We start from the raw sequence: 26,071 nt of genomic DNA on the forward strand, positions 1-26,071 counted from the left end.
GATACACTGGCCCGCTTGAACCATTGTTGGAGCCATCATGACCACCGCAGCCCCTGTTTCCCCTCCCGCCAGCAAGATGCCGCCCGGCGTGCTGGCGCTGGCCGTCGGCGCCTTTGCCATCGGCGTCACCGAATTCATCGTCGTCGGCATCCTGCCCGCGATTGCGAAAGATTTGCGGATTTCCATCGAATCGGCCGGTTCCCTCGTCAGCCTGTATGCGCTGGCGCTGGCCATCGGCACGCCGCTGCTGGTGCTGCTGATGTCGCGCCTGCCGCGCAAGGCGGCCTTGCTGGGGTTGATGAGCGTTTTTCTCGCCGGTAACTTGCTGGCCGCGTTTTCGCACACGTTCGAACTGTTGCTGGCGGGACGGGTCATCACGGCCGTGGCGCACGGCACCTTCTTTGCCATCGGCGCCACCGTGGCCGCCGGCCTGGTCAGCAAGGCGCAGGCGGGCAGGGCGATTTCCGTGATGTTTGCGGGATTGACGCTGGCCATGGTGATCGGCGTGCCGCTGGGCAGCTTCCTCGGCAACCTGATGGGCTGGCGCTTGCCGTTCTTTGCCGTGGTAGTTTTGGCCGCGCTGGGCCTGGCCGCCATGGCGCGCTGGCTGCCGGCCGGTTTGCAGCAGGGCAAGGGCGGCAAGGCCATGACGCAGTTGGCGGCCCTGGGCAGCGGCCCCATCCTGACCATGATGGCCGTGACGACGTTCGGTTTCGGCAGCAGCTTTGCCGCGTTTACTTTTATTACGCCCATCCTGACGGATGTGACGGGCTTTTCCGCCACCATGGCCAGCGCCTTGCTGATCGTGTTCGGCATCGCCACCTTTGCCGGCAACCTGGCGGGCGGCTATCTGACCAGCCACCTGGGCTGGCAAAAGGCCTTGCGATCGATGCTGCTGTTGCTGGCCGCCACGCAAGTGGGCGTGGCTTTGAGCATCAGCTCGGCCTGGATGATGACGGTGATGCTGTTCGTCTGGGGCGTGTTCGCCTTCGGCCTGTCGCCGGCCTTGCAGGCGGGCATGCTGGCCACGGCCGAGCGCTACACGCCGCAAGCCGTCGATTTCGCCTCGGGCCTGAACATTTCCGCGTTTAACCTCGGCATTTCCTTCGGTTCCATGCTCGGTGCGCTGATGGTGTCGCGCCAGCTGATGGCATCGTCGCCGTGGGCCGGCGTGGCCGCCGCCTTGCTGGCCCTGCTGCCGCTGGCGTGGCTGGCGCGCCGCAAGCTGGCGTCCCATGTGGCGGGCGCGGCCGCGCACTGAGGTTCAGGTATGCACGGCGGCCGCCGGTGCCCGCTTCTGGCGCTGCGCCATGTAGGAACTGCCCATGGAGGCGGCCATGATCATGGCAATCGCCAGCCATTGCGCGGCGTCAAGGCGTTCGTCGAGCAGGATGAAGGCCAGCATGGCGGCCACGGCCGGTTCCATGCTGCTCATGATGCCGAACGCTTGCGGCGTCAGCCGCTTCAGGGCCACCATTTCCAGCGAAATCGGGATGGCGCTGGAAATGAGCGCTACGCCCAGGCCGATGCCCAGCACGACGGGAGAGAGCAGGGCGGCGCCGCTGTGCGCCACGCCCACGGGCACCACCACCAGCGCGGCCATGGTCAGGCCCAGGGATACCGAATGGCCCGCATGCAGATGGCTGGCGCGCTTGCCGAAGACGATGTACGAGGCCCAGCAGACGGCCGCCGCCAGCGCGAACAGCACGCCCGTGGGATCGAGATTGCTGATGTCGTGGCCGAGCGGCAACAGCAGCGCCAGTCCCGCCACGGCCAGGGCCACCCAGACGAAGTCGAGCGGGCGGCGCGAGGCCAGCAGGGCCACGGCCAGCGGGCCAGAAAACTCGATGGCCACGGCGATGCCGAACGGTATCGTGCGCAGCGCCATATAGAAACACAGGTTGGTCAAACCCAGCGCGGCGCCATACAGGGCCACGGTGCGCAGGTCGGCACGGCTCAGCTGCCAGCGCCACGGGCGCCAGAACAGCAACAGCAGCAGGGCGGAAAAGCCCACGCGCACGGCCGTCGTGCCTTGCGCACCGACCAGCGGGAACAGGCTGTGCTTGGCCCACGAAGTGCCCAGCCCCAGCGCGGTGACGGAGCCGAGGATGGCGAGCAGGGGAATGAACGAGGAATAGCGGCGTAATGGCATGGTGATAAAAGGCTTGATATCGGAATAGCGAAAGTTTATTGTGTCTGCTCCGATATTTGCACTGCATTTTGACCTCCATGACGCAACTTTCGCTCACGTCTTCCCCCGACCTCGATGCCTTCGACCTGGCCATCCTCGACATCTTGCAGCGCGATAACACGACTTCGCAGCGTGAAATCGCCCAGGCCGTGCATTTGTCGGCGCCGGCCGTGCAGCGGCGCATCCGCCGCCTGCGCGAGAGCGGCGTGATCCGCAGCGAGGTGGCCGTGCTCGACGCCAGCCGCCTGGGCCGCCCGCTGATCTTGACGGTGGAAGTGCATCTGCACGACGAGCACCCGCTGCGCACGGCCGGCATGCGCGCGCGCATCATGGCCGAACCCGCCATCCAGCAGTGTTACGGCATCACGGGCGAGGCCGATTACCTGCTGGTCATCACGGCCAGCAGCATGGCCGAGTACGAGGCGCTGACGGAGCGCCTGTTTGGCGGCGACGACAATATCCGGCGCTACCGCACTTCCGTGGCCTTGACCTGCCTCAAGATGGGCTTGCACGTGCCGCTGGGCTAGAGCGATGACTACCTCCGACAAGATGCCAACCTCCGTGACGGCGGCCATGCCCGCCAGCCTGCGCGCCGCCGTTGCCGGATATCAATGGGCGCGCGACAGCATCGGCGAGTCGGACGCTGCCGTCTACCGCCTGCAGGGCAGGAACGGTGCGCCAGACCTGTTCCTGAAGCACGGCAGGGGTGCCGCCGCTGCCGACCTCGCCGATGAAGTGGCGCGCCTGCGCTGGCTGGCGCCGCACCTGCCCGTGCCGGCGGTGGTCCAGTTCGCCCGCGTGGCAGCGCCGGACCAGGCATGGCTGCTGACGGCGGCGCTGCCGGGCCAGCCGGCGTCCGAATTGCTGGACGCCGATCCGGGGCTTGGCCCCGACGTGGCCGGCGCGCTGGCCGCCTTCCTGCGGCGCCTGCACGCGCTGCCCGCGAGCGCCTGTCCGTTCGACGCCGGCCATGCCGTCCGGCTGGCCCAGGCGCGCCGGCGCATCGATGCGGGCCTCGTCGACGCCGACGATTTCGATGCCGGGCGGCAAGGCTGGACGGCGCAGCAGGTGTGGCTGGCGCTACAGGATTGCCTGCCGATCACGCCCGACCTCGTCGTCACGCATGGCGACTTCTCGCTGGAAAATATCCTGCTGCACGAAGGCGCCGTCGTCGGCTGCCTCGACGTGGGACGGGCCGGCGTTGCCGACCGTTACCAGGATCTGGCCATCGTCTGGCGTGCTCTCGGTGAGTTGGACGCCGCGCTACAGCAAAGGTTTGCTGAGCAATATGGGTTCCTTGATATCGATCAAGGCAAGCTGCAATTTCACTTGCTGCTCGACGAGCTGTTTTGAGCGCCGCCCGCGATCACGGCTCTTCACGCTCGGCATCGCGTTCGCGGCAGCTCAGGGACGCGTAATGGCCTTTGGGCAGGCGGGTCTTGATGGCAACCTCGTTCAGTGCATGCCCGATATCGACGGGGTCGGTCAAGGTGCAGCGCTGGGCGCGGGCGAACGCTTGCAGCTTCTGCGTGCTGCCCTGCACCCTGAGCGTCACGCCCGCGCCGGGGCTGACGCAGCAGCCGATGTATTGCGCGATGTATTCTTCCTCGATCAGCACCATTGCATGCCCCATGAAGCTGGCCGGCTTTTTCAGCAGGTAGTAATCGGTGTAGTCGAAGCGCTGGTCCGGGTGCTTGCCAAGGTAGCCTTCGCGCATGTAGGCCCGGATGGCCTTGCCGGAGGTGCCCACTCTTTGCGTCGTGCCCTTTTTCAGGTGCAGCGCCTGGATCAGACCGCTTTCAAGACCGGGATCGGCAGCGGCCAGGGCGCTGGAGGCGCAGGCGGCGAGCAAAAGCGAGCCGATCAGGCGGCGGGTGCGGCATGCCGGCATGAGAGTGATTGCTTGCATATATTGACGTGTAGGGGAGAGAAGCGCAGTGTAGCCCACGCCAGCCCGTGCGCATGGCACAAGTGCGTGGCACAATGCGGGATCCGCACGCCACGTGCCACTCGCCCCAGGACTTTCATGACCCGCGCCATCCTCGACGAAGCCCAGATCCATCCCGCCGCCCGCCCCTTGATCGGCAGCAAGCACCAGGACATCGTGCGCGAAGTGCAGCGAGCCATCGCCGCGCACCAGGTGGTGGTCGTCGGCATGGCGCTCAACCCGTTCCCGCGCAAGGCGCGCAAGATCCTCGACGTGCTGGGCACGCCTTATCAGTACCTGCAATACGGCAGCTATCTGAACCAGTGGCACCGCCGCAATGCCCTGAAAATGTGGACGGGCTGGCCCACGTTTCCCATGGTTTTCGTGAATGGCGTGCTCATCGGCGGCGCCAGCGAGCTGCAAAAGCTCGTGGAAAATGGCGAGTTCAGCGCCATGCTGGCGAAGAAGCTGCGCGCGATTTAAGCTCCGTCCTATTCGCCCGGCCGCCACGGCGACTTGCGCGTGCGCAAGGGGTCGAGCAAGCTGCGCAAATCGTTGTGGTCGAGCTCGTACATCAGCGCAATTAAACTGCCCAGTTCGCCCGAGGGGAAGCCCTCGCGCGCGAACCAGCCCAGGTAATGGCCCGGCAAGTCGGCCAGCAGCCTTCCCTGATATTTCCCGTATGGCATTTCGCGCGTGACCAGCAGCGCCAGTTTTTCTGAATTCATGGTGGAAATCTCGTGTTGACCTGCCCAGTGTAGCAGACCTCTACATTGTTGAGTTTGGCGCAACTATCTTCTGCCCGCTGACGTATTTTTCGGAACAAAGAAAACCCCGATACTGCATGCCAACATCATTTATCGGAGTTTGCCATGCCCATTGCCTTGCTCGCGCTGACCCTCAGCGCGTTTGCCATCGGAACCACCGAGTTTGTCATCGTGGGGCTGCTGCCCACCATCGCCGCCGACCTGGGCGTCAACCTGCCGTCGGCCGGCCTGCTGGTCAGCCTGTATGCGCTGGGCGTCGCCGTCGGCGCGCCCGTGCTGACCGCCCTGACGGGCAAGATTCCGCGCAAGACCCTGCTGCTGTCGCTGATGGTCTTGTTCACCCTGGGTAACTTGCTGGCGTGGAAATCGCCCGGCTATGCAACCCTCGTCGTCGCCCGCATCCTGACGGGGCTGGCGCATGGCGTATTCTTTTCCATCGGCTCGACCATCGCCACCTCGCTGGTGCCCAAGGACAAGGCGGCCAGCGCGATTGCCATCATGTTTACGGGCCTGACCGTTGCCCTGGTGACGGGCGTGCCGCTGGGCACCTTCATCGGCCAGCACTTCGGCTGGCGCGAAACCTTCCTCGCCGTCTCGGCCCTGGGCCTGGTGGCCTTCATCGGCAGCCTGCTGTACGTGCCGTCGACCATCAAGCACAGCAAGCCTGCCTCGCTGCTGCAGCAAGTGCAGGTGCTGGGCCAGCCCCGGCTGCTGCTGGTGTACGCCATGACGGCCGTCGGCTATGGCGGCTCCTTCATCGCCTTTACGTATCTGGCGCCGATCTTGCAGCAAGTATCGGGTTTCAGCGCCGGCGCCGTGGGCGCGGTAATGCTCGTGTATGGCGTGTCCGTGGCGTTCGGCAATATCTGGGGCGGCAAGCTGGCCGACAGCAAGGGGCCAGTGCGCGCCCTGAAACTGATCTTCCTGCTGCTGGCAGCCGTGCTGCTGCTGTTGACCTTCACGGCGCCGCATCCCGTGCTCGTCGTCATCACCGTGTTGCTGTGGGGCGCCGTGGCTTTCGGCAATGTTGCTGGTTTGCAAGTGTATGTCGTACAGCAAGCCGAACACTTCACGCCCCGCGCCGTGGACGTGGCATCGGGCCTGAATATCGCCGCTTTTAATCTGGGCATCGCCGGCGGCGCCTGGGGCGGCGGCTTGATCGTGGAACACCTGGGCCTCGTGCACACGGGCTGGATCGGCGCGCTCGTCGTGCTGGGCGCGTTTGGCTTGACGGCCTTGAGCGGCCGCATGGACCGCCTGCATCCCATCCCCGTGCGCAGCGGCGGCGAAAAGTCGATGCATGCGGTGGGGCATTAATCTACAGGCAAGTCGCTGGCATGGACGAGAGTAGGGTTTACAATGGTGTTTACTTTCCTCTCGCCCATACTCCCCATGTCCGATACCGCAATGTCACCGCTGTGCCTGCGCGCCGCCATCAATCCTAAACCGCTGGGCGTGGCGCTCTTGCTCATCGTGCTGGGCGCCTGCTACCTGGCGCAAACCGTGGGCGCCACGCAGTCCGCGCTGTACGTGGTGGGCGCCTTGCTCGGCATCACCCTGTATCACGCGGCCTTCGGCTTTACGTCCGCCTGGCGCGTCTTCATTGCCGATGGCCGCGGCGACGGCTTGCGCGCGCAAATGCTGATGCTGGCCGTCGGCGTGGCGCTGTTTTTCCCGGCATTGTCGGCCGGCACCCTGTTCGGCACGCCCGTCGCCGGGCTGGTGTCGCCCGCCGGCACTTCCGTCATCTTCGGCGCCTTCATCTTCGGCATCGGCATGCAGCTGGGCGGCGGCTGCGCCTCCGGCACGCTGTACACGGTCGGCGGGGGCAGCACGCGCATGCTCATCACCCTGGCCGCCTTCATCGTCGGCTCCGTGATCGGCACGGCGCACATGCCGTTCTGGACGGCGTTGCCGCAATTGAAACCCATTTCCCTCGTCACGACCCTGGGCCTGGCGCCCGCGCTGGCCTTGAACTGGCTCGTCTTTGCGCTGATCGCCGGCATCACGGTGCTGGTGGAAAAGCGCCGCCACGGCAAGCTCGTCGCCACGCCCCTGCGCCCGTCGCAAGCCTCGCCGTGGCTGCACGGCCCCTGGCCGCTGGTGGCGGGCGCCATCGCGCTCGTCGTGCTCAATTTCATCACCCTGGCGCTGTCGGGCCGTCCGTGGGGCGTGACGTCGGCGTTTGCCCTGTGGGGCGCGAAAGCGGCATCCGCGGTCGGCATCGACACGGCCAGCTGGGCCTACTGGTCGACCAAGGCCAACGCGGCCGCGCTGGCCGCGCCTTTGACGCAGGACAAGACTTCCGTGATGGACATCGGCATCGTGCTGGGCGCCATGCTGGCCGCGGCCCTGGCCGGCCGCTATGCGCCCGTGTGGCGCATCCCGCGCCGCTCGGTCATCGCCGCCATCGTCGGCGGCTTGCTGCTCGGCTACGGCGCACGCCTGGCGTATGGCTGCAATATCGGCGCCTACTTCAGCGGCATTGTCTCGGGCAGCCTGCACGGCTGGCTGTGGCTGGTCTGCGCTTTTCTGGGCAACGTCGTCGGCACGCGTTTGCGTCCGTGGTTCGGCCTGGAAGTGGAGAAAGTCAAACCGACTGGCTGCTGAGGCCGGCATAAACAGGGGCTTTGCTGTATATTTCTGCCCCTGTTCCCCTTGCCGCCAGCGTATCGCCCATGTCCCCAGTCACCCTGTTTGCCGTCGTCCTCGCGTATTTTTTGATCCTGCTGGGCGTGGCGTGGCGCACCTCGCGCCACGCCACCAACGACAGTTTTTTCATCGGCAACAAGGACAGCAACTGGATGCTGGTGGCCTTCGGCATGGTCGGCACCACGCTCACGGGCGTGACCTTCATCAGCGTGCCCGGCGCCGTGGGCAGCAACGGTTTCGGCTACATCCAGCTGATGATCGGCTATGTGCTCGGCTACCTGGCCATCACCTTCATTCTGCTGCCGCTGTACTACCGGCTGCAGCTGACGTCCATCTACCGCTACCTGGAAGTGCGCCTGGGCCGGCGTTCCTACCAGAGCGGGGCGGCGTTTTTCATCGTCTCGCGCCTGCTGGGCGCCACGGCGCGGCTGTATCTGGTGGTCAATATCCTGCAAGCAACAATACTCGACAACCTGGGCGTGCCGTTCTGGCTGACCTCGTGCATCGTGCTGCTGCTGATCCTGCTGTACACGTATGAAGGCGGCGTGAAGACCATCGTCTGGACCGATACCCTGCAAACGGCGTGCATGCTGGCCGGCCTCGTCATCTGCAGCGTGTTTTTGCTGCGAGAGATGGACTTGTCGCTCATCGACAGCCTCGAACGCATGCGCGCGCAAGGGCTCACGCGCATCTTCACTACCGACCCGGACAGCCCCGCGTATGTGTGGAAGCACATTCTTGCCGGCATGTTCATCACGATTGCCATGACGGGCATGGACCAGGAAATGATGCAAAAGAACATTTCCGTGCGGACCTTGCGCGATTCGCAAAAAAACATGCTGAGTCTCACCGTGGTACTGACGGGCGTGCTGCTGCTGTTCCTGTTTCTGGGCGGTCTGCTGCACCTGTATGCACCGCTGGCCGGCGTGACGGCCACGGGCGATAAACTGTTCCCGGCCGTCGTGCTGGGGCACTTTCCCGCCGTGGTGCAGCTGATTTTCTTCATCGCCCTCATTTCCGCCCTGTTTCCCAGCGTGGACGGGGCGCTCACTGCCCTGACGTCCACCTTCTGCATCGATATTTTGGGCGTGCAGCGCAGGCCGGACTTGAGCGCGGCCGTGCAGATGCGCTGGCGCCGCCGTGTGCACCTGGGCTTTTCCGCATTGTTCTTGATATTGATCATGGCCTTCAAGTGGCTCGACGACCCCAGCATGATAGGCGTGATCCTGAAACTGGCCAGCTATACCTATGGTCCGCTGCTGGGCCTGTTTGCCTTCGGCCTGCTGAGCCGGCGCGGCGTGCGCGACCGCTGGGTACCGCTGGTGGCCGTGGCGGGGCCATTGCTGTGCGCGCTGATCGAAGGGGAGCAGGCGCGGCTGTTCGAACATTACCGCATCGGCCTGGAATTGCTGATCCTGAATGGCGCCCTGGTACTTGCTGGCTTGTTCCTCATTTCCACGCCGGCAGGGCAGGGCGGCGCGGGCACGCTACAGTTGTCAAAATAAGACGATTCAGGCCGTTTTCAGTTATATTGATTTCCTTTAGGTACATAACCTCACGGAGCATCGATGTCACTCAACCCCTTCCCGCCGCTACGCCGCGGTTTTGGCGCATTCTGGCGCGCGCTGGACGCCACCCGCCGCGCGGTCATCAATCTGATTTTCCTGCTGATCGTCATCGCCATCCTGATCGCCATCTTTGGCGGCGGCGCCAAGCCCCTGGCCGAGAAGACCACCCTGGTGCTGGACCTGCAAGGCCCGCTGGTCGAGGAAACCCCGGGCGGCGTGCGCGAAGCGGTGCTGGCCAATGTCAGCGGCGAAGTCAAGAAAAGCGTGCAGCTGCGCGACGTGCTGGCCGTGCTCGACACGGCGGGCAAGGACAAGAACATCGGCTCCATGGTGATCCTGCTCGACGAATTGCAGGGCGGCGGCCTGGCGTCGCTGCGCGAAGTGGCGGCCGGCGTGGAACGCTTCCGCGCCACGGGCAAGAAAGTCACGGCCTGGGGTTCGAGCTACAACCAGCGCCAGTACCTGGTGGCGGCCAAGGCCGACGAGGTATTCCTGCACCCGATGGGCGGCGTCATGCTGGAAGGCTTTGGCCGCTACCGCAATTACTACCGCGACGCGCTCGACAAGGTGGGCGTGACGGTGAACCTGCTGAAAGTGGGCACATATAAAAGCGCGGCCGAGCCTTTCATCGCCAACGGACCGTCCGAAGCGGCGGCCGAGGCGGACCGCTACCTGAATAGCGGCCTGTGGGCCACCTACACGGCGGACGTGGAAAAGGCGCGCAAGCTGCCGGCCGGCGCCATCATGCAGGCTATCGATGCGCTGCCCGCGCTGATGACGGCGGCCGGCGGCGACCTGGGCAAGCTGTCGCTGGACGCCAAGCTGGTCGACGGCCTGAAAACGCGCGATGAACTGCGCCAGTTCATGATGGCGCGCGGCGCCAGGAACACGGAAGGCACGAATTTCCGCCAGGTGAACTACACCGATTACCTGGCGCGCCTGCGCCCCGTGCACATCGGCGACGCCGTCGGCGTGGTCATCGCCTCGGGTGAAATCGGCGATGGCATCGCGGCACCGGGCGCCATCGGCGGCCTGTCCACCTCGCGCTTGATCCGCCAGGCGCGTGAAGACAAGTCGATCAAGGCCGTCGTGCTGCGCGTCGATTCGCCGGGCGGCAGCGCCTTCGGCTCGGAACTGATCCGCCGCGAACTGGAGCTGACGCGCGCCGCCGGCAAGCCCGTGGTCGTCTCGATGGGCAACGTGGCCGCGTCGGGCGGCTACTGGATCAGCACCTCGTCCGATGAAGTGATCGCCGACGCGGCCACCATCACCGGTTCCATCGGCGTGTTCGCGCTGTTGCCGACGGCCGACAAGGTGGTGGAAAAGCTCGGCATCCACACGGCCGGCTCGCCGACCACCTGGCTGGCCGACGCGGGCAACCCGCTGCGTCCGCTCGACCCCCGCTTCGCGCAAGTGATCCAGGGTTCGATCAACCACGTGTATGGCGACTTCCTGAACCTGGCCGCCAAGGCGCGCAAGACCACGCCGGAAAAGATCGATGCAGTGGCGCAGGGCCGCGTCTGGACGGGCTTGCAGGCGAAAGAGCGCAATCTGGTCGACCGCATCGGCAGCTATGGCGATGCGCTGGCGTCGGCCGCCAAGCGCGCCAAGCTGGGCGCCGACTACCGCGTGACCTACCTGGAGCAGGAAACGTCGAACGTCGACCGTTTGCTGGGCATGTTCGGCTCCAGGGCCATGGCCTCGCTGGGGCTGGGCGAGCACGTGAAACTGGGCCTGGCCACGACCGGCTTGCCGGCCGACGCGGCGCTGGGCATGGCGCAGGACTTGAGTTGGCTGTCGGGCATCACGCGCGAGCGCAAACCGTTCATGGCCCTTACGCACTGCCTGTGCGAGGTGCCTTTGGGCGGCAAGTAACAGCCACATCAACAGCATACCCAAGCCGGCTTCGTCCGGCTTGTTTCATATCAGGAGCACAGCATGGCAAGCGACATGAGTACACACACTGACGCGGCGATCGCCATCCGGCCGTGCGGGAAGGGCGATGAAGCGGCGCTGGCGCTGGTGGGACAGGCCACTTTTCTTGAAGCGTTCGCCGGCATCCTCGATGGCGCCGACGTCATCGCCCATTGCCAGCGCCAGCACGACGCGCAGCTGTACCGCGACTGGCTGGCGCTGCCGGCCATGCGCCTGTGGCTGGCCGAGGCCACGCCCGGCGGCGCGCCTGTCGGCTACCTGGTGCTCAGCCCCGCCAGCCTGCCGGTGGCGGACCCGCGCCCGGACGACCTGGAAATCAAGCGCATCTACCTGTTGCACCGCTTCCAGGGCCAGCGCGTGGGCCAGCGTTTGATGCAGGCGGCGGTGGAGCAGGCGCGCGCCGGCGGGGCAGGGCGCGTGCTGCTGGGCGTGTACGCGGAAAACCACGACGCGCTGGCGTTCTATGCGCGCTGCGGCTTTGCCCAAGTGGGCCGGCGCACCTTCCGCGTGGGCCGCACCGACTATCAGGATGTCATCCTCGGCATGACCTTGTAAAGCCAGGTAAAGAATCGCTGCCATCCGGCGCCGCCTGAGCACCCGCGTGGCGCCTGGTCAAGCCGGCTGGCGGGAGATTTGTAGCGAGTTTGTATCTGCATGCGAGTCGCCCGCGTCACGTGCTCGCCGGGGCGCGGCGCCCCGCAAGCCTGATTTTTTCACCATTCCCCCGCACTGGCGGCCTGCTTGCCGGCCCGCCTGCTCCTCCCATGCCTGCCTGGCTGTGTGTAATTGTTTCAAGTAGAAATGAAACAGTTACATGACTATGCTAGAGTCGTTTCACGCTAGGGAGCGATGTTTTTTCAGCTGACTTTCAGCTCTTGACTCCCCCGGCTGTGTACCGAAACAACCCCGAAAAACGGTCGTCCGGCCTGAGTGTGTTCCACCTCGGCCGGCGCCACAGACTCGCCGTGCCAGCGGCCACTACAAGGATAAGCGATGGATTCGCAGACAACACCCAACACCCCGCGGCGCAGCCGCCGCTCGAAAATCGTCGGCACGGTCATCGCGCTGGCCGTGATGGCCGCGCTGGGCGGCGGTGCCTGGTACTTGACCCATTCGGGCGCCAGCGCCCAGGGCGGCGCGGGCGCTGGCGGTCCCGGCGGGCCTGGCGGGCCAGGCGGACGCCGCGGCGCGCCGTCGACCACCGTGGGCGTGGCCACGGCCGTCAAGTCCGACCTGCCCGTGGTGCTCGATGCGCTGGGCACGGTGACGGCGGCGTCCACGGTGACGGTGCGCCCGCAAGTGTCGGGCATATTAAAAGAATTGAAATTCAAGGAAGGCGGCATGGTCAAGGCGGGCCAAGTGGTGGCGCAGATCGACCCGGCGCAGTTCGAGATGGCGCTGATGCAGGCCACGGGCCAGCGCCAGCGCGACGAAGCGCAGCTGGAAAACGCGCGCCTGACCCTGAAACGCTATCAAACCCTGCTGGGCCAGGATTCCATCGCGCGCCAGGATGTCGATACGCAGGCAGCATTGGTGAAACAGCTGGAAGGCACGGTGATGACGGACCGCGCGGCCGAAGGCACGGCCAGGCTGAACCTGGGTTATACAAAAGTGGTGTCGCCGATCAGCGGCCGCGCGGGCCTGAAGGTGGTCGATATCGGCAACCTGGTGAGCACCAGCGATGCGGGCGGCGTGGTGGTGGTGACGCAGCTGTCGCCCATCGACGTGCAGTTTTCCGTGCCGCAGGATAAGGTGCAAACCATCCAGGAGCGCCTGAATGGCGGTACGGCCCTGGCGGCGCTGGCGCTGGATCGCACGCGCACGCATACCCTGGACAAGGGCAGCCTGAGCGCGCTGGACAACCAGGTCGACGTGCAGACGGGCACCGTGCGCGCCAAGGCCCGCTACGCGAACGACAAGATGGCGCTGTTCCCCAGCCAGTTCGTCAACGTGCGCCTGGAACTGGGCAACATCACGGGCGCCGTGCTGGTGCCCGTCACGGCCCTGCGCCACAGTAACAACGGCGACTTCGTGTATGTGCTGAAAGCGGATAAAACCGTCACCGTGCGCATGGTCACGCGGGGCCAGGCCACCACCGACATGGTGGAAATCCGCGCCGGCCTGGAAGCGGGCGAGCAAGTCATCACGGAAGGCGCCGACCGCCTGAAGGAAGGCGCGAAAGTCACCCTGGCGGGCGACAAGCCGGCCATGGGGGGCGCCGGTGGCGCGAACGGCGAACGCCGCCACCGCCGCCAGCACCCTGATGGCAGTGGCGGCGCGGCCAGCGCATCGGCTTCCGCCTCGGCGCCGGCCACGGCGCCAGCGAAGGGCGCGGCGCAATGAGTCCATCGACGCCGTTCATCAAGCGCCCCGTCGCCACGGCGCTGCTGATGCTGGCCATCGTGCTGGCGGGGCTGGTCGGCTTCAAGTTCCTGCCGCTGGCCGCCTTGCCGCAGGTGGATTTCCCCACCATCCAGGTGCAGACCCTGTATCCGGGCGCCAGTCCCGAAGTCATGGGGCAGACCGTCACGGCGCCGCTGGAGCGCCAGTTCGGGCAGATGTCGGGCTTGCAGCGCATGAGTTCCACCAGCGCGGCCGGCGTCTCCCTCATCACCCTGCAATTCACCCTGGGCCAGACCCTGGACGTGGCCGAGCAGGAAGTGCAGGCCGCCATCAACGCGGGCGGCTCGCTGCTGCCGACGGACTTGCCGGCGCCGCCCGTGTACGCGAAGATCAACCCGGCCGACGCGCCCGTGCTGACGCTGGCCATCACCTCGGAGACGATGCCGCTGACGCAGGTGCAAAACATCGTCAACACGCGTCTGGCGCTGAAAATCAGCCAGGTCAACGGCGTGGGCCTCGTCTCGCTGTCGGGCGGCCAGCGTCCCGCCGTGCGCATCCAGGGCGACACCAAATTGCTGGCCTCGTATGGCCTGGGTCTCGACAGCCTGCGCACGGCCATCGCGGCGGCCAACGTCAACAGCGCCAAGGGCAGTTTCGACGGCCCCACGCGTTCGTTCACCATCAACGCCAACGACCAGCTGGTGACGGCGGAAGACTACAAGCGCCTGATCATCACGTATAAAAACGGCGCGCCCGTGCGCCTGCTTGACGTGGCCAACGTCGTCGACAGCGCGGAAAACACGCGCCTGGGCGCCTGGTCGGGCAAGCAGCCGGCCATCATCCTGAACGTGCAGCGCCAGCCCGGCGCCAACGTCATCAAGACGGTGGACGCCATCAAGGCCCTGCTGCCCGACCTGCAGGCCAGCCTGCCGGCGGCCATGAAGCTCGACGTGCTGAGCGACCGCACCACGGGCATCCGCGCTTCGGTCGAGCACGTGGAAATGGAGCTGCTGTTGTCCGTGCTGCTGGTGGTGCTGGTGATCTTCGCCTTTTTGCACAGCCTGCGCGCCACGGTGATCGCCAGCCTGTCCGTGCCGATTTCGCTGATCGGCGCCTGCGGCGTCATGTATTTGCTCGGCTACAGCCTGAACAACCTGTCGCTGATGGCCTTGACGATTGCCACGGGCTTCGTCGTCGACGACGCCATCGTCATGATCGAAAACATCGCCCGCTACATCGAGGAGGGCGAAACGCCGATGGCCGCCGCCCTGAAGGGCGCGTCGCAGATCGGCTTTACCATCATCTCGCTGACTGTGTCGCTGATCGCCGTGCTGATTCCCCTGCTGTTCATGGGCGACGTGGTGGGCCGCCTGTTCCGCGAATTTGCCATGACCCTGGCCATCACCATCCTCATTTCCGCCGTCGTGTCCTTGACCCTGGTGCCGATGATGTCGGCGCGCTGGCTGAAAAGCCATGCCGATGAAAAAATCAGCGCCACGGGCCAGCGCATCCAGGCTTTCCTCGACCGCGTGATCGTGCAGTACGACCACGCGCTGGTGTGGGTGCTGAAACGCCAGGGCCTGACCCTGCTCGTCGCCCTGGCCACCTTGCTGCTGACCGTCGTCCTGTACATCACGATTCCGAAAGGCCTGTTCCCCACGCAGGACACGGGCCAGCTGAAGGCGCGCATCGAAACGTCGCAAGCCGTTTCGTACGAACGCATGGCCACCTTGCAGCAGGCCGCCGCCAGCGCGCTGCTGGAAGATCCCGCTGTCGATACCCTCAGTTCCCTCGTCGGCGTCGATGCGGCCAACAATACCATGCTGCACACGGGTAGCATGCTGATCAATCTCAAGCGTCCGCGCAGCGGCAGCCAGGACGAGATCATGGAACGCCTGCGCAACCGCGTGGCCAGGGTGGCCGGCGTGACCCTGTACCTGCAGCCGACGCAGGATCTGACCATCGATGCGGAATCGGGCCCGACGCAGTACCGCGTCTCGCTGGAAGGGGCCGACACGGCCACCGTCACCGAGTGGGCCGGCAAGCTGGCCGCGCGCATGCGCGAGCAATCGCAGCTGCGCAACGTCGTCACGGATGCGGGCGCCACGGGCGCCGCCGTCACGGTCTCCATCGACCGCGACAGCGCCGCGCGCATGTCGGTGACCACGGCCACCGTCGACGACGCCTTATATAACGCCTTCGGCCAGCGCATCATTTCGACGATTTTCACGGAAACCAACCAGTACCGCGTGATCCTCGAAGCGCAGCCGGGCATCGTCACCACGCCGGCCGACCTGTCGGAGCTGCAGGTGCGCACGGGTTCCGGCAAGTCGACGCCGCTGTCCGCGTTTGCCAGCGTCAGCGAAAAACAGGCGCCGCTGCAAATCACGCACGTGGCGCAGTACCCGGCCACGACCTTGGGCTTTGATACGACGCAAGGCGTGGCGCTGGGCAGCGCCGTCGACGCCATCCGCCAGGCGGCGAAGGACATCGCCTTGCCGCCGTCGGTGACTTTGACGTTCCTCGGCGCGGCCGGCGCGTATGAAAATTCGCTGTCGAACCAGCTGTGGCTCATTCTTGCCGCCGTCGTCTGCGTCTACATCGTGCTCGGCGTGCTGTACGAAAGCTACATCCACCCGCTGACGATTCTGTCGACCCTGCCGTCGGCCGGCGTGGGCGCCTTGCTGGCGCTGATGCTTTCCGGGCAGGACCTGGGCGTGATCGGCATCATCGGCATCATCCTGCTGATCGGCATCGTCAAGAAGAACGCCATCATGATGATCGACTTCGCCATCGAGGCCGAGCGCGACGAAGGGAAAAGCCCGCAGGAAGCCATCCACCAGGCGGCGCTGCTGCGTTTCCGCCCGATCCTGATGACCACCCTGGCGGCGCTGTTCGCGGCCGTGCCGCTGATGCTGGGCTGGGGCGAGGGCGCCGAGTTGCGCCGTCCGCTGGGCCTGGCCATTTTCGGCGGCCTGATCGTCAGCCAGGTGCTGACGCTGTTTACCACGCCCGTCATCTACCTGGGCTTCGACCGCCTGGGCCAGCGCTTCGCATCCAAAACGCGGGGCGTGAACGTGGACAAGCCGGCCGATAACGCGGGGAGCGCCGCGTGAACCTGTCCGAACCGTTCGTCAAGCGTCCCATCGCCACCGTGCTGCTGACCATCGGCATCGCGCTGGCGGGCATCGGCGCCTTCTTCGTGCTGCCCGTCTCGCCGCTGCCGCAGGTCGATTATCCGACCATTTCCGTCAGCGCCAGCCTGCCCGGCGCCAGCCCCGCGACCATGGCCACTTCCGTGGCCACGCCGCTGGAGCGGCGCCTGGGCGTGATCTCGGGCGTGAACGAGATGACGTCGTCGTCGGGCACGGGCTCGGCGCGCATCAATTTGCAGTTCGACTTGAACCGCAAGATCGATTCGGCCGCGCGCGAAGTGCAGGCGGCCATTGCCGCCGCGCGCGTGGACTTGCCGGCCACCCTGCGCAGCAACCCCACCTACCGCAAGGCCAATCCGTCCGACGCGCCCGTGATCATCCTGGCGCTGACGTCGAAAACGCGCACGCCTGGCCAGATCTACGATGCCGTGTCGAACCTGGTGCAGCAAAAGGTGGCGCAAGTGAAGGGCGTGGGCGACGTGGAACTGGGCGGCGGTTCGCTGCCGGCCGTGCGCGTGGAATTGCTGCCGTATCAGCTCAATCACTATGCCGTGTCGATGGAAGACGTGCGCGCCGCCATCCAGGCCAGCAACGCCAACCGCCCGAAAGGGGCGATTTCCGGCGACGCGCGCAGCCTGCAGATCTACTCGGGCGCGGCGACGGCCTCGGGCGGACGCTCAGCAAACGATTACCGCAGCCTGGTGGTGGCCTGGCGTGACGGCGCCGCCATCCGCCTCGACGACGTGGCCGACGTGGTCGACGGCGTGGAGAACAACAATACCCTGGGCCTGTTCAATGGCGACCCGGCCGTCATCGTGCTGATCACGCGCCAGCCCGGCGCCAACGTCATCGCCACGGTGGACGGCGTGCGCGCGCTGCTGCCGCAACTGCAGGCGCAGCTGCCCGGCGACATCAAGCTGCAGGTGGCGTCCGACAGCACCAATTCCATCCGCTCGTCGCTGCACGAGATCGAATTCACCCTGATCCTCTCCATCGTGCTGGTCGTGCTGGTGGTCAGCGCCTTCTTGCGCAGCGTGCGCGCCACCATCATTCCCGCCGTGGCCACCATCGTCTCGCTGCTGGGCACCTTCGGCGTGATGTACATGCTGGGTTTCAGCCTGAATAACCTTTCCTTGATGGCGCTCACGGTGGCCACGGGCTTTGTCGTCGATGATGCCATCGTGGTGCTGGAAAACACGCAGCGCCACATCGAGGCCGGCATGGACCGTTTCAAGGCGGCCTTGCTGGGCGCGCGCGAAGTGGGTTTTACCGTGCTGTCGATCAGCCTGTCGCTGGTGGCCGTCTTCATCCCGCTGCTGTTCATGGGCGGGCAGGTGGGGCGGCTGTTCCGCGAATTTGCCGTCACCCTGTCGGCCGCCGTGATGATTTCGCTGGTGATCTCGCTCACGACCACGCCGATGATGTGCGCCTGGCTGCTGAAAAGCGGCCAGCAGCATAAGAAGCCGGGTGCGGTCGCGCGCTGGTTCGAGCGGGGTTTCGACCGCATGCTGAAAGTCTACGAGCACTGCCTGGACTGGGCCTTGTCCAGTGCCGCGCTGGTGATGACGATCCTCGTGTTCGTCGTCGGCTTGAACGTGTACCTGTTCGCGGCCGCGCCCAAGGGCTTCTTCCCGCAGCAGGACACGGGGCAGATCAATGGCGGCATGCGCGCCGACCAGAGCATCTCGTTCCAGGCCATGCAGAGTAAATTGCGCCAGCTGGTCAACATCATCAAGGACGATCCGGCCGTCGCCACCGTCGTCGGGTTTACGGGCGGCGGACGGGCAGGGGGCGGCTTCATGTTCATCGACCTGAAACCCGCGTCGCAGCGCACCGACAAGGGCCAGGCTGTGATCGCGCGCCTGCGCCCGCAGCTGGCCAAGGTGACGGGCATCTCGCTGTTCCTCAACCCCGTGCAGGATTTGCGCATGGGCGGGCGCTCGAGCAATTCCACCTACCAGTACACTTTGATCAGCGACAACCAGGCCGACCTGAAGAAATGGGCGGCGAAGCTGGCCGACCAGATGAAGCTGCAGCCGGCCCTGATCGACGTCGACACGGACCAGGCGGAAAACGGCGTGGAAACCTTTGTCTCCATCGACAAGGACCGCGCCACGCAGCTGGGCGTACAGGTGAAGGATATCGACAATGCGCTGTACAACAGCTTCGGCCAGCGCCAGGTGGCGACCATCTACGATGAGCTGAACCAGTACCACGTGATCATGGAAGTGGCGCCCCGCTATGCGCAAAGCCCGGAAGCGCTGCGCTCCGTGTACGTGCCGGCGTCGAATGCGGCGGCCGTCGCCGCCACCGGCACGACGGCCACCACAGCCACCGCCACTGCGGCGCCGTCGAACACGACGGCGGCGCGCGATCCGTCCAGCGGCTCGGCCCTGTCCACGACCCTGGCGCACATGGTGCCGCTGTCGTCGTTCAGCAGCTTTGCCGAAAGCGCGACGGCTACGTCGATCAACCACCAGGGCGGCGAACTGGCCACCACCGTGTCGTTCAACCTGGCCGACGGCTATCCGCTCAGCGACGGGCAGGCGGCCGTGGCCCAGGCGGAGTCGGAAATCGGCATGCCGGTCAACGTGCGCGGCAGCTTCCAGGGTTCGGCAAAGAGCGCGCAGGACAGCAACAAGGAGCAGCCGCTCTTGATCCTGGCGGCCATCGTGGTGATCTATATCGTGCTGGGCATCCTGTATGAAAGCCTGGTCCACCCCGTCACCGTGCTGTCGACTTTGCCCTCGGCGGGCGTGGGCGCCGTGCTGGCCTTGCTGCTGTTCCGCATGGAGTTTTCCATCATCGCCCTGATCGGCGTGTTCCTGTTGATCGGTATCGTCAAGAAAAATGCTATATTGATCATCGACTTCGCGCTGGAGGCCGAGCGTTCGCGCGGCTTGAGTGCAGTGGAGGCGGTGCGCGAGGCATGTTTGCTGCGTTTCCGCCCCATTCTGATGACCACCCTGGCGGCGGCGCTTGGCGCCTTGCCGCTGGCGATCGGTTTCGGCGAGGGGTCAGAGCTACGCCAGCCCTTGGGGGTCGCCATCATCGGCGGCCTGATTGCCAGCCAGTTACTCACATTGCTGACCACCCCGGTGGTCTATATCCTGCTCGACAAGCTGCGCACGCGCAGCGCCGACGAGCAGCAATTGAGCCGCATTCCTGGGCTAGATAACCCGAGTACACAATCATGAAGCAAGTAAAACCTATTTCCTCCGCCGTTCCCGCACGCCGCCTGCTGGCACTGGGCGCGGCCACCGCTTTCCTCCTGCTGGCCGGCTGCGCCGTCAGCCCCGCGTATGAAACGCCCACGGCCGCCGCGCCGCAAACGTTCAAGGAGGCGGCCGGCTGGCAGCCCGCCGCGCCGGCCGATACCCTGGAGCGGGGGCCGTGGTGGACCCTGTTCGGCGACGCGCAATTGAACCAGCTGGCCGAAGGCATCGACATCTCGAACCAGAACGTGGCGGCCGCCATCGCCTCGTACGAGCAGGCGCGCGCGCTGGTGCGCGAGCAGCGCGCCTCGCTGTTCCCCACGGTGAACCTGACGGGCAGCGGCGCCCGCTCCGGTGGCGGCGGCGAGCAGCAGACGAACAACAACTTCAAGGCGGCCATCGGCGCCTCGTGGGAGCCGGACGTGTGGGGCAAGCTGCGCGCCGGCGTGACGGGCGCCGACGCTAGCGCGGCCGCCAGCGCGGCGGATCTGGCCGCCGCGCGCCTGTCGGCGCAGGGCGAGCTGGCCACCAATTACTTTTCGCTGCGCCAGAGCGATGCGCAGATCGCGCTGCTCAATTCAACCATCGACGGCTACCAGCGCGTGCTCGAGATCACCGGCAACCGTTTTAACTCCGGCATCGCCGCCAAGTCCGACCTGCTGCAGGCGCAGACGCAGCTAGCCAATGCGCAGATCGAGCTGTCGAGCCAGACGCGCGCGCGCGCCCAGCTGGAACACGCGATCGCCATCCTGCTGGGAAAAGCGCCGTCCGACTTCAGCCTGGCCGTGGCGCCATGGACCCTGACCGTGCCCGAGGTGCCGCTGGGCGTGCCGTCGACCCTGCTGCAGCGCCGTCCCGACATCGCCGCCGCCGAGCGCAGGGTGGCCGTGGCCAACGAGCAGATCGGCATCGCCCGCTCGGCTTACTATCCGAGCCTGAACCTGACGGGATCGTACGGTTCCGGCGCCAGCAAGGTGGGCGACCTGTTCAATGCATCGTCGAGCCTGTGGTCCCTGGGCGTGTCGGCCGCGCAAACGCTGTTCAACGCAGGTGCCACCACGGCCAGCGTGGATGCGGCCAAGGCGGGGCATGAGGCGGCCGTGGCGCGCTACCGCCAGACGGTATTGAGTGCCTTTGGCGCCGTGGAAGACCAGTTGTCGGCCACGCGCGCGCTGGCCGAACAGCTGGCCCTGCGCCAGCAGGCATCGTCGGCCGCCGACCAGGTCGAGCAGCAGATGCTGAACCGCTACAACGCGGGCCAGGTCGGCTATACGGACGTGGTGACGGCGCAGGTGACGGCCCTGTCGGCGCGCCGTTCGCTGGTGCAAGCCCAGGCGGACCGCCAGACGACGGCCGTGGCGCTGATCCAGTCGCTGGGCGGCGGCTGGCATGCGCCGCAGGCGCAGTAAGGGGAGAGGCTGGCGCGGGCTGAAAAACCTGCGCCAAATTCGCGTTTTCCTGCGCATCTTGAGTGCTAGAATGCAAGATTATCAATTCCCAGCCTGACGGTTTGGCCGTGGCTGCTATCTTGCCGACGATGACACGCAGCAAACACAGCAATTTGTCCGTTCCCGACGTGGCCACCATCGTCTTTCCCGTGGTGGCCATCGGCGCTTCCGCCGGCGGACTCGATCCCATCGTCGCTTTCCTGGCCAACGTGCCGCAGGAAAGCGGCATCGCCTTTGTGGTGATCCAGCATCTTGATCCCACGCAAAAAGCCATGCTGCCGGAATTGCTGCAGCGCGCCACCAGCATTCCCGTCGCGGAAATCACGCATCAGTCGGAATTGCGCCCGAACCATATCTATGTGATTCCGTCGAATGCGGATCTGGGCCTGTCCAAGGGCCGATTCGTGCTCAGCGAGCCGCTGCAGCTGCGCGGGCACCGCCTGCCCATCAATGCCTTTTTCGAAAGCCTGGCGGCCGAACTGGGCGAGCTGGCCGTCGGCGTGATCTTTTCCGGCATGGGCAGCGACGGCACGCGCGGCTTGCAGGCCATCAAGCAGGCGGGCGGCCTGACCCTGGCCCAGCATCCCGATACGGCCAAGTTCGACATGATGCCGCAAAGCGCGATTTCCGCCGAAGTGGTGGACCTCGTCGATTTTCCCGACAAGATGCCGGACAAGATCATCACCTATCTGTTCCGCAGCAGTTTCCTCAGCTTGCCGGGCCATGAACCGAACGGCCGCAATTCCCTGCAAGAAATCGTCGCCTTGCTGTCCGAGCACACGGGCAACAGTTTTACCGATTACAAGATCAACACGGTGCTGCGCCGTATCGAGCGGCGCATGAGCTTGTACCAGATGACGTCGATGGAAGACTACGTGCCGTATCTGCGCGCCAATCCCGCGGAAATCGATTTATTGTTCAAGGAATTGCTGATCGGCGTGACGAGCTTTTTCCGCGATCCGAAAGTGTGGGAATACCTGAAGATGGTGGTCGTGCCGCAAATGCTGGCGGCCCACCCGGACGGGCGCGCCTTCAAGGCCTGGGTGCCCGCCTGTTCCACGGGCGAGGAGGCGTATTCGCTGGCCATGGTGTTCCATGAGGTGGTGGCCGGCATCAACCCGCCGTCGAAATACAGCCTGCAGATCTTCGCCACCGACCTGTCGGCCGACGCCATCGACCGCGCGCGCCAGGGGCGCTTTCCGCACAGCATCATCAGCGACGTGTCCGCCGAGCGGCTGGAGCGCTTCTTTGTCAATGACAAGAACGGCTACCATGTGAAGAAAGAGATCCGCAACACGATCATCTTCGCCCAGCAAAACATCATTTCGGACCCGCCGTTCACCAAGCTCGACATCTTGTGCTGCCGCAACCTGTTGATCTATCTCAATGCCAAGCTGCAGCAGCGCCTGATTCCCCTGTTTCATTACGCCTTGAACCGCGATGGGATCTTACTGCTGGGCAGCGCCGATACGCCCGGCCACTTTTCCGAGCTGTTTTCGCCGCTGACCACGTCGACCCGGCTGTACCGCCGCCTCGACAACCTGGCGCGCCAGCGCCTGCCCACGTATTTTCCCACCAAGGTTTCGTTGGCATCCCCCCCCACACCTAGCGACACGAGAGAAGTCAGCATGACCGGAAAGATTCAATCCCATGTCGAGCAATTATTGCTCCAGAAATATTCACCGGCCGCCGCGCTGCTGAACCAGGATGGGGACATCCTGTACATCAATGGCCGCACGGGCGCCTTCCTGGAACCGGCGGCCGGCAAGGCCAACTGGAATATCCACGCCATGGCGCGCGAAGGCTTGCGCTACGAGCTGGCCGGCCTGATCAAGCAGGCGCTGCAAAGCGAAAGCGTGGTGCGCCTGAAGGGCCTGGTAGTCAAGGATCACCTGGGACAATCGCTGGGCGTGGACTTGAGCGCCGAAGCCCTGAGCCAGCCGGAATCCCTGCGCGGCATGGTCTTCGTCACGTTTTCCAGCGTGCCCCTGGTGGCCGAAGCGCGCCGCGGCCGTTCGCCGAACCCCAAGGTGCTGGAGCTGGAACAGCAGCTGGCGCAGGCGCGCAATGAGATCCAGGCCGTGCGCGACGAGATGCAGACCTCGCGCGAGGAACTGAAATCGGCCAACGAGGAGCTGCAGTCGACCAATGAAGAGCTGCAATCGACGAACGAGGAGCTGACCACCTCGAAGGAAGAGATGCAGTCGCTCAATGAAGAGTTGTACACGGTCAATGCCGAGCTGCAATCGAAGGTCGATGATTTGTCGCTGGTCAATAGCGACATGAAGAATCTGCTCAATAGTACCGATATCGCCACCATCTTCCTCGACAGCGATTTGCGCATCCGCCGCTTCACGGCGCCGGCCACGCAAATCTATAAGCTGATCCAGACGGACTTGCGCCGTCCGCTCAGCGACATCGTCAACGACCTCGATTATCCGGGCCTGGAAGACGATGCGCTGGAAGTCATCCGCAGCCTCGTGTTTTGCGAGCGGCAGGTGCCGACCAAGACGGGGCGCTGGTACAACGTGCGCATCATGCCGTACCGCACGATCGAAAACGTGATCGATGGCGTGGTGGTGACCTTCATCAACATCACGGAATCGAAGCTGCTGGAAGCCCAGTTGCGGCAGATGCAGTCCGACGGGGCGGCCGGAGAGAGCGCGCCATGAGCGAACCATTCGACGGCGGCGTGCCGGGCAGGCTGAGGGAGCAGGCCGAACAACTGGCAGCGGAGCAGCGCCAGACCGTGCCGCCGCAGTCGAATGAAGACGTGATGCGTCAGCTGCATGAGCTGCAGGTCAGCCAGATCGAGCTGGAAATGCAGAACGCGGCCCTGGCCGAGCTGGAGCAGCTGAAGAATGAATTTGAAAGCAGCCGCGACCGTTATGCGGAGCTGTATGAGCAGGCGCCCGTCAGCTATTTTTCGCTGGCGCGCGATGGGCTCGTCACGCGTGTCAACGTGGCGGCGTGCGGCTTGCTGCAGCGCGACAAGAACCAGCTGCTGGGGCGGCGCTTCGAGCAATTCGTCGCGCCCCATGCACAGGGCGGCTTCCGGCGTTTCCTCGACGCCGTCTTCAACAGCGGCGCGCGCCAGGTGCTCGAAGCGCAGCTGTTCGAAGGCGAGGCGGGCGGCACGGGCGGCATGGTGCGCATCGAGGCCAATCTCGATGCGGCCAGCGCCACGGCGCGCATGCTGGTGACGGACCTGGGCGACGAGCATGCGCGCGAATCGGCCTTGCGGCGCGCCTTTGTCATTCTCGACAGCATACGCGAAGGCGTGCTGGTGACGGACAGCGACAACCGCATCATTTCCGTCAACCCCGCTTTCACCACCATCACCGGCTATCAGGCGGAGGAAGCCATCGGGCGCGACCCGTCCTTCCTCGGCGGCGGCACGCATTTGCCGCAGTTCTATGAAGCCATGTGGCGCAGCCTGCACCAGGATGGCAACTGGTATGGCGAACTGGTGAACCGGCGCAAGAATGGCGAACGCTTCGTCGAATCGCTGTCGATTACGCCCATGCGCAGCCAGGATGGCGGCATCAGCCATTTTGTCGGCGTGTTTTCCGACATTACCGAGCGCAAGCTGGCCGAAGCCGATTTGCGCGAACTGCACCGCGAGCTGGACCAGCGGGTCGTCGACCGCACGGCCGAATTGCTGCGGGCCAACCAGCACCTGCAGCTGGAAGTGCACCAGCGCGAGCGGGCACAGGAAGCCTTGCGCGACGCCGAGCGTTTCTTTCACGCCACCATCGATTCGCTGACGGACCGGGTGCTGGTGCTGGATCAGGCCGGCAGTATCGTGCATGCCAACCAGGCTTGCCTGGCCTTCGTCGGGCAAATCCCGCGGCCGCTGAATTACCTGGAATTTTGCGAGGCGGACCCGCGCTGGCAGCGCAGCGCCGGACGCGAGCTGGCTGCCGGCATCCGCGCCGTCATTGCCGGCACTGCCGACACGTTTGCGCTCGAATACGAATTTGCCACGCGCTCGGGCCCCCGCTGGTCGCAGGCCCGGACCAGCCGTTTCCTCGGCGAAGGGCCGCTGCGCGTGGTGGTGGCGCACACGGACATCACCGAACGCAAGCTGATGGATGGCGCGCTGCGCCAGTCGCATGCCCAGCTGCGCCAGCTGGCGCTGCACCTGGAAACGGCCAAGGAAGATGAACGCAAGCGCATCTCGCGCGATATCCACGACGAACTGGGACAAAACCTGCTGGCGCTGCGCATCGATATTTCCATGCTCAGCGCGCGCACCGAGGGTTCCCATCCGCGCCTGCACCGCCGGGTTGGCGCCGTGCTCAGCAATGTTGACACCACCATCAAGAGCGTGCGCGGCATCATGAACGAGCTGCGCCCGATGGCGCTGGACCTGGGCTTGCAGGCCGCCATCGAATGGCAGGTGGGCGACTTCCGCAAGCGCAGCGGCGTCGCTTGCCGCCTGCTGATACGCGACGAGGCCCTGTTTGCCGCCATCGGCAGCCAGATCGAGATCGTGCTGTTCCGCATCGTGCAGGAAGCGCTCAGCAACGTCATGCGCCACGCCCAGGCCAGCCAGGTCGAGATCGAACTCAGTTCGGATGCCTGCGCCGTGTACCTGGCCATCAGCGACAACGGCGTCGGCATCACGCCGCAGCAGCAGCGCAAGAAGCAGTGCTTTGGCCTGATCGGCATTGCCGAACGCGTGACGGCGCTGGGCGGCCACTTCGAGGTGGGCATGCCGGCCTCGGGCGCCGGTTGCCGTTTGTCCCTGCAGATTCCCTTGCCGGGGACGGGGCGGCCGGCCACCTGATACGGAAATTGCAATGGGTTAATTTTTGCCGACTCGGCTCTCCTGGACAGGCTATACTTTCGCCTGCTATTCATGGAG

At 65.3% G+C, this 26,071-nt stretch carries 18 protein-coding genes; 15 read left to right on the plus strand and 3 right to left on the minus strand.

Annotation, left to right across the window (positions count from 1 at the left end):
• The first annotated feature begins 37 nt into the window (after positions 1 to 37).
• Positions 38 to 1,261 carry an MFS transporter gene (locus IGS61_RS15690; protein WP_230540403.1) on the plus strand — a complete coding sequence of 408 codons (1,224 nt, stop codon included), beginning with the start codon at positions 38 to 40 and terminating at the stop codon, positions 1,259 to 1,261.
• A 3-nt stretch (positions 1,262 to 1,264) separates the two neighbouring features.
• On the opposite strand, the gene IGS61_RS15695 is transcribed toward IGS61_RS15690, so the two are convergent.
• Entirely contained in the window at positions 1,265 to 2,152 is an 888-nt protein-coding gene (locus tag IGS61_RS15695; RefSeq protein WP_230540404.1) for an EamA family transporter, read from the minus strand.
• A 77-nt stretch (positions 2,153 to 2,229) separates the two neighbouring features.
• Here IGS61_RS15695 and IGS61_RS15700 point away from each other — a divergent pair, with 77 nt between their 5' ends.
• Complete coding sequence (locus IGS61_RS15700; protein WP_230540405.1) at positions 2,230 to 2,718, plus strand: Lrp/AsnC family transcriptional regulator; 489 nt, start codon at positions 2,230 to 2,232, stop codon at positions 2,716 to 2,718.
• Positions 2,719 to 2,722: 4 nt separating this feature from the next.
• Positions 2,723 to 3,544: an APH(3') family aminoglycoside O-phosphotransferase gene (locus tag IGS61_RS15705; RefSeq protein ID WP_230540406.1), complete on the plus strand. Its 822-nt coding sequence runs from the start codon at positions 2,723 to 2,725 to the stop codon at positions 3,542 to 3,544.
• A gap of 13 nt (positions 3,545 to 3,557) precedes the next feature.
• Here IGS61_RS15705 and IGS61_RS15710 read toward each other — a convergent pair whose 3' ends face one another.
• The gene (locus tag IGS61_RS15710) at positions 3,558 to 4,082 is read right to left on the minus strand and encodes a hypothetical protein (RefSeq protein ID WP_230540407.1); all 525 of its coding nucleotides are present in this window, start codon (positions 4,080 to 4,082) and stop codon (positions 3,558 to 3,560) included.
• A gap of 135 nt (positions 4,083 to 4,217) precedes the next feature.
• Here IGS61_RS15710 and IGS61_RS15715 point away from each other — a divergent pair, with 135 nt between their 5' ends.
• Positions 4,218 to 4,601, plus strand: coding sequence for a glutaredoxin domain-containing protein (locus tag IGS61_RS15715; RefSeq protein WP_230540408.1), 384 nt, complete (start codon positions 4,218 to 4,220; stop codon positions 4,599 to 4,601).
• 8 nt (positions 4,602 to 4,609) lie between these two features.
• On the opposite strand, the gene IGS61_RS15720 is transcribed toward IGS61_RS15715, so the two are convergent.
• On the minus strand, positions 4,610 to 4,846 hold the full coding sequence (locus IGS61_RS15720) for a DUF3820 family protein (protein WP_034749909.1): 237 nt from the start codon (positions 4,844 to 4,846) through the stop codon (positions 4,610 to 4,612).
• 144 nt (positions 4,847 to 4,990) lie between these two features.
• On the opposite strand from IGS61_RS15720, the gene IGS61_RS15725 reads away from it, so the two are divergent.
• The 11 genes from IGS61_RS15725 (at position 4,991) to IGS61_RS15775 (ending at position 25,993) form a co-directional block, all read left to right on the plus strand.
• Positions 4,991 to 6,202, plus strand: a complete 1,212-nt coding sequence (locus tag IGS61_RS15725) for an MFS transporter (protein WP_230540409.1) — start codon at positions 4,991 to 4,993, stop codon at positions 6,200 to 6,202.
• 75 nt (positions 6,203 to 6,277) lie between these two features.
• Positions 6,278 to 7,495: a YeeE/YedE family protein gene (locus IGS61_RS15730; protein WP_230540410.1), complete on the plus strand. Its 1,218-nt coding sequence runs from the start codon at positions 6,278 to 6,280 to the stop codon at positions 7,493 to 7,495.
• Between the two features lie 68 nt (positions 7,496 to 7,563).
• Positions 7,564 to 9,042 (plus strand): sodium:solute symporter, encoded by a 1,479-nt coding sequence (locus tag IGS61_RS15735; protein ID WP_230540411.1) that lies wholly within the window; start codon positions 7,564 to 7,566, stop codon positions 9,040 to 9,042.
• Positions 9,043 to 9,105: 63 nt separating this feature from the next.
• Positions 9,106 to 10,980, plus strand: coding sequence for a signal peptide peptidase SppA (gene sppA, locus IGS61_RS15740; RefSeq protein ID WP_230540412.1), 1,875 nt, complete (start codon positions 9,106 to 9,108; stop codon positions 10,978 to 10,980).
• A 75-nt stretch (positions 10,981 to 11,055) separates the two neighbouring features.
• A complete protein-coding gene (locus IGS61_RS15745) occupies positions 11,056 to 11,595 on the plus strand; it encodes a GNAT family N-acetyltransferase (protein WP_230540413.1) in 540 nt (179 codons plus the stop codon).
• 438 nt (positions 11,596 to 12,033) lie between these two features.
• The gene (locus IGS61_RS15750; RefSeq protein ID WP_230540414.1) at positions 12,034 to 13,383 is read left to right on the plus strand and encodes an efflux RND transporter periplasmic adaptor subunit; all 1,350 of its coding nucleotides are present in this window, start codon (positions 12,034 to 12,036) and stop codon (positions 13,381 to 13,383) included.
• Positions 13,380 to 16,499 carry an efflux RND transporter permease subunit gene (locus IGS61_RS15755; protein ID WP_230540415.1) on the plus strand — a complete coding sequence of 1,040 codons (3,120 nt, stop codon included), beginning with the start codon at positions 13,380 to 13,382 and terminating at the stop codon, positions 16,497 to 16,499. The genes IGS61_RS15750 and IGS61_RS15755 overlap by 4 nt, the downstream gene beginning before the upstream one ends.
• Positions 16,496 to 19,735 (plus strand): efflux RND transporter permease subunit, encoded by a 3,240-nt coding sequence (locus IGS61_RS15760; RefSeq protein ID WP_230540417.1) that lies wholly within the window; start codon positions 16,496 to 16,498, stop codon positions 19,733 to 19,735. The genes IGS61_RS15755 and IGS61_RS15760 overlap by 4 nt, the downstream gene beginning before the upstream one ends.
• On the plus strand, positions 19,732 to 21,162 hold the full coding sequence (locus tag IGS61_RS15765) for an efflux transporter outer membrane subunit (protein ID WP_230540419.1): 1,431 nt from the start codon (positions 19,732 to 19,734) through the stop codon (positions 21,160 to 21,162). The genes IGS61_RS15760 and IGS61_RS15765 overlap by 4 nt, the downstream gene beginning before the upstream one ends.
• A 128-nt stretch (positions 21,163 to 21,290) precedes the next feature.
• Positions 21,291 to 23,873 carry a chemotaxis protein CheB gene (locus IGS61_RS15770; RefSeq protein ID WP_230540421.1) on the plus strand — a complete coding sequence of 861 codons (2,583 nt, stop codon included), beginning with the start codon at positions 21,291 to 21,293 and terminating at the stop codon, positions 23,871 to 23,873.
• Positions 23,870 to 25,993, plus strand: a complete 2,124-nt coding sequence (locus IGS61_RS15775) for a PAS domain-containing sensor histidine kinase (protein WP_230540423.1) — start codon at positions 23,870 to 23,872, stop codon at positions 25,991 to 25,993. The genes IGS61_RS15770 and IGS61_RS15775 overlap by 4 nt, the downstream gene beginning before the upstream one ends.
• Positions 25,994 to 26,071 lie beyond the last annotated feature (78 nt).

The organism is Janthinobacterium sp. FW305-129, from assembly GCF_020858115.1.
Classification (GTDB): Bacteria; Pseudomonadota; Gammaproteobacteria; order Burkholderiales; family Burkholderiaceae_D; genus Janthinobacterium.

Bases quoted from the DNA above. Each gene is read 5' to 3' on its own strand.
- IGS61_RS15690 (WP_230540403.1), top strand. From the start codon at position 38: ATGACCACCGCAGCCCCTGTTTCCCCTCCCGCCAGCAAGATGCCGCCC.
- IGS61_RS15695 (WP_230540404.1), bottom strand. From the start codon at position 2,152: ATGCCATTACGCCGCTATTCCTCGTTCATTCCCCTGCTCGCCATCCTC.
- IGS61_RS15700 (WP_230540405.1), top strand. From the start codon at position 2,230: ATGACGCAACTTTCGCTCACGTCTTCCCCCGACCTCGATGCCTTCGAC.
- IGS61_RS15705 (WP_230540406.1), top strand. From the start codon at position 2,723: ATGACTACCTCCGACAAGATGCCAACCTCCGTGACGGCGGCCATGCCC.
- IGS61_RS15710 (WP_230540407.1), bottom strand. From the start codon at position 4,082: ATGCCGGCATGCCGCACCCGCCGCCTGATCGGCTCGCTTTTGCTCGCC.
- IGS61_RS15715 (WP_230540408.1), top strand. From the start codon at position 4,218: ATGACCCGCGCCATCCTCGACGAAGCCCAGATCCATCCCGCCGCCCGC.
- IGS61_RS15720 (WP_034749909.1), bottom strand. From the start codon at position 4,846: ATGAATTCAGAAAAACTGGCGCTGCTGGTCACGCGCGAAATGCCATAC.
- IGS61_RS15725 (WP_230540409.1), top strand. From the start codon at position 4,991: ATGCCCATTGCCTTGCTCGCGCTGACCCTCAGCGCGTTTGCCATCGGA.
- IGS61_RS15730 (WP_230540410.1), top strand. From the start codon at position 6,278: ATGTCCGATACCGCAATGTCACCGCTGTGCCTGCGCGCCGCCATCAAT.
- IGS61_RS15735 (WP_230540411.1), top strand. From the start codon at position 7,564: ATGTCCCCAGTCACCCTGTTTGCCGTCGTCCTCGCGTATTTTTTGATC.
- sppA (WP_230540412.1), top strand. From the start codon at position 9,106: ATGTCACTCAACCCCTTCCCGCCGCTACGCCGCGGTTTTGGCGCATTC.
- IGS61_RS15745 (WP_230540413.1), top strand. From the start codon at position 11,056: ATGAGTACACACACTGACGCGGCGATCGCCATCCGGCCGTGCGGGAAG.
- IGS61_RS15750 (WP_230540414.1), top strand. From the start codon at position 12,034: ATGGATTCGCAGACAACACCCAACACCCCGCGGCGCAGCCGCCGCTCG.
- IGS61_RS15755 (WP_230540415.1), top strand. From the start codon at position 13,380: ATGAGTCCATCGACGCCGTTCATCAAGCGCCCCGTCGCCACGGCGCTG.
- IGS61_RS15765 (WP_230540419.1), top strand. From the start codon at position 19,732: ATGAAGCAAGTAAAACCTATTTCCTCCGCCGTTCCCGCACGCCGCCTG.
- IGS61_RS15770 (WP_230540421.1), top strand. From the start codon at position 21,291: ATGACACGCAGCAAACACAGCAATTTGTCCGTTCCCGACGTGGCCACC.
- IGS61_RS15775 (WP_230540423.1), top strand. From the start codon at position 23,870: ATGAGCGAACCATTCGACGGCGGCGTGCCGGGCAGGCTGAGGGAGCAG.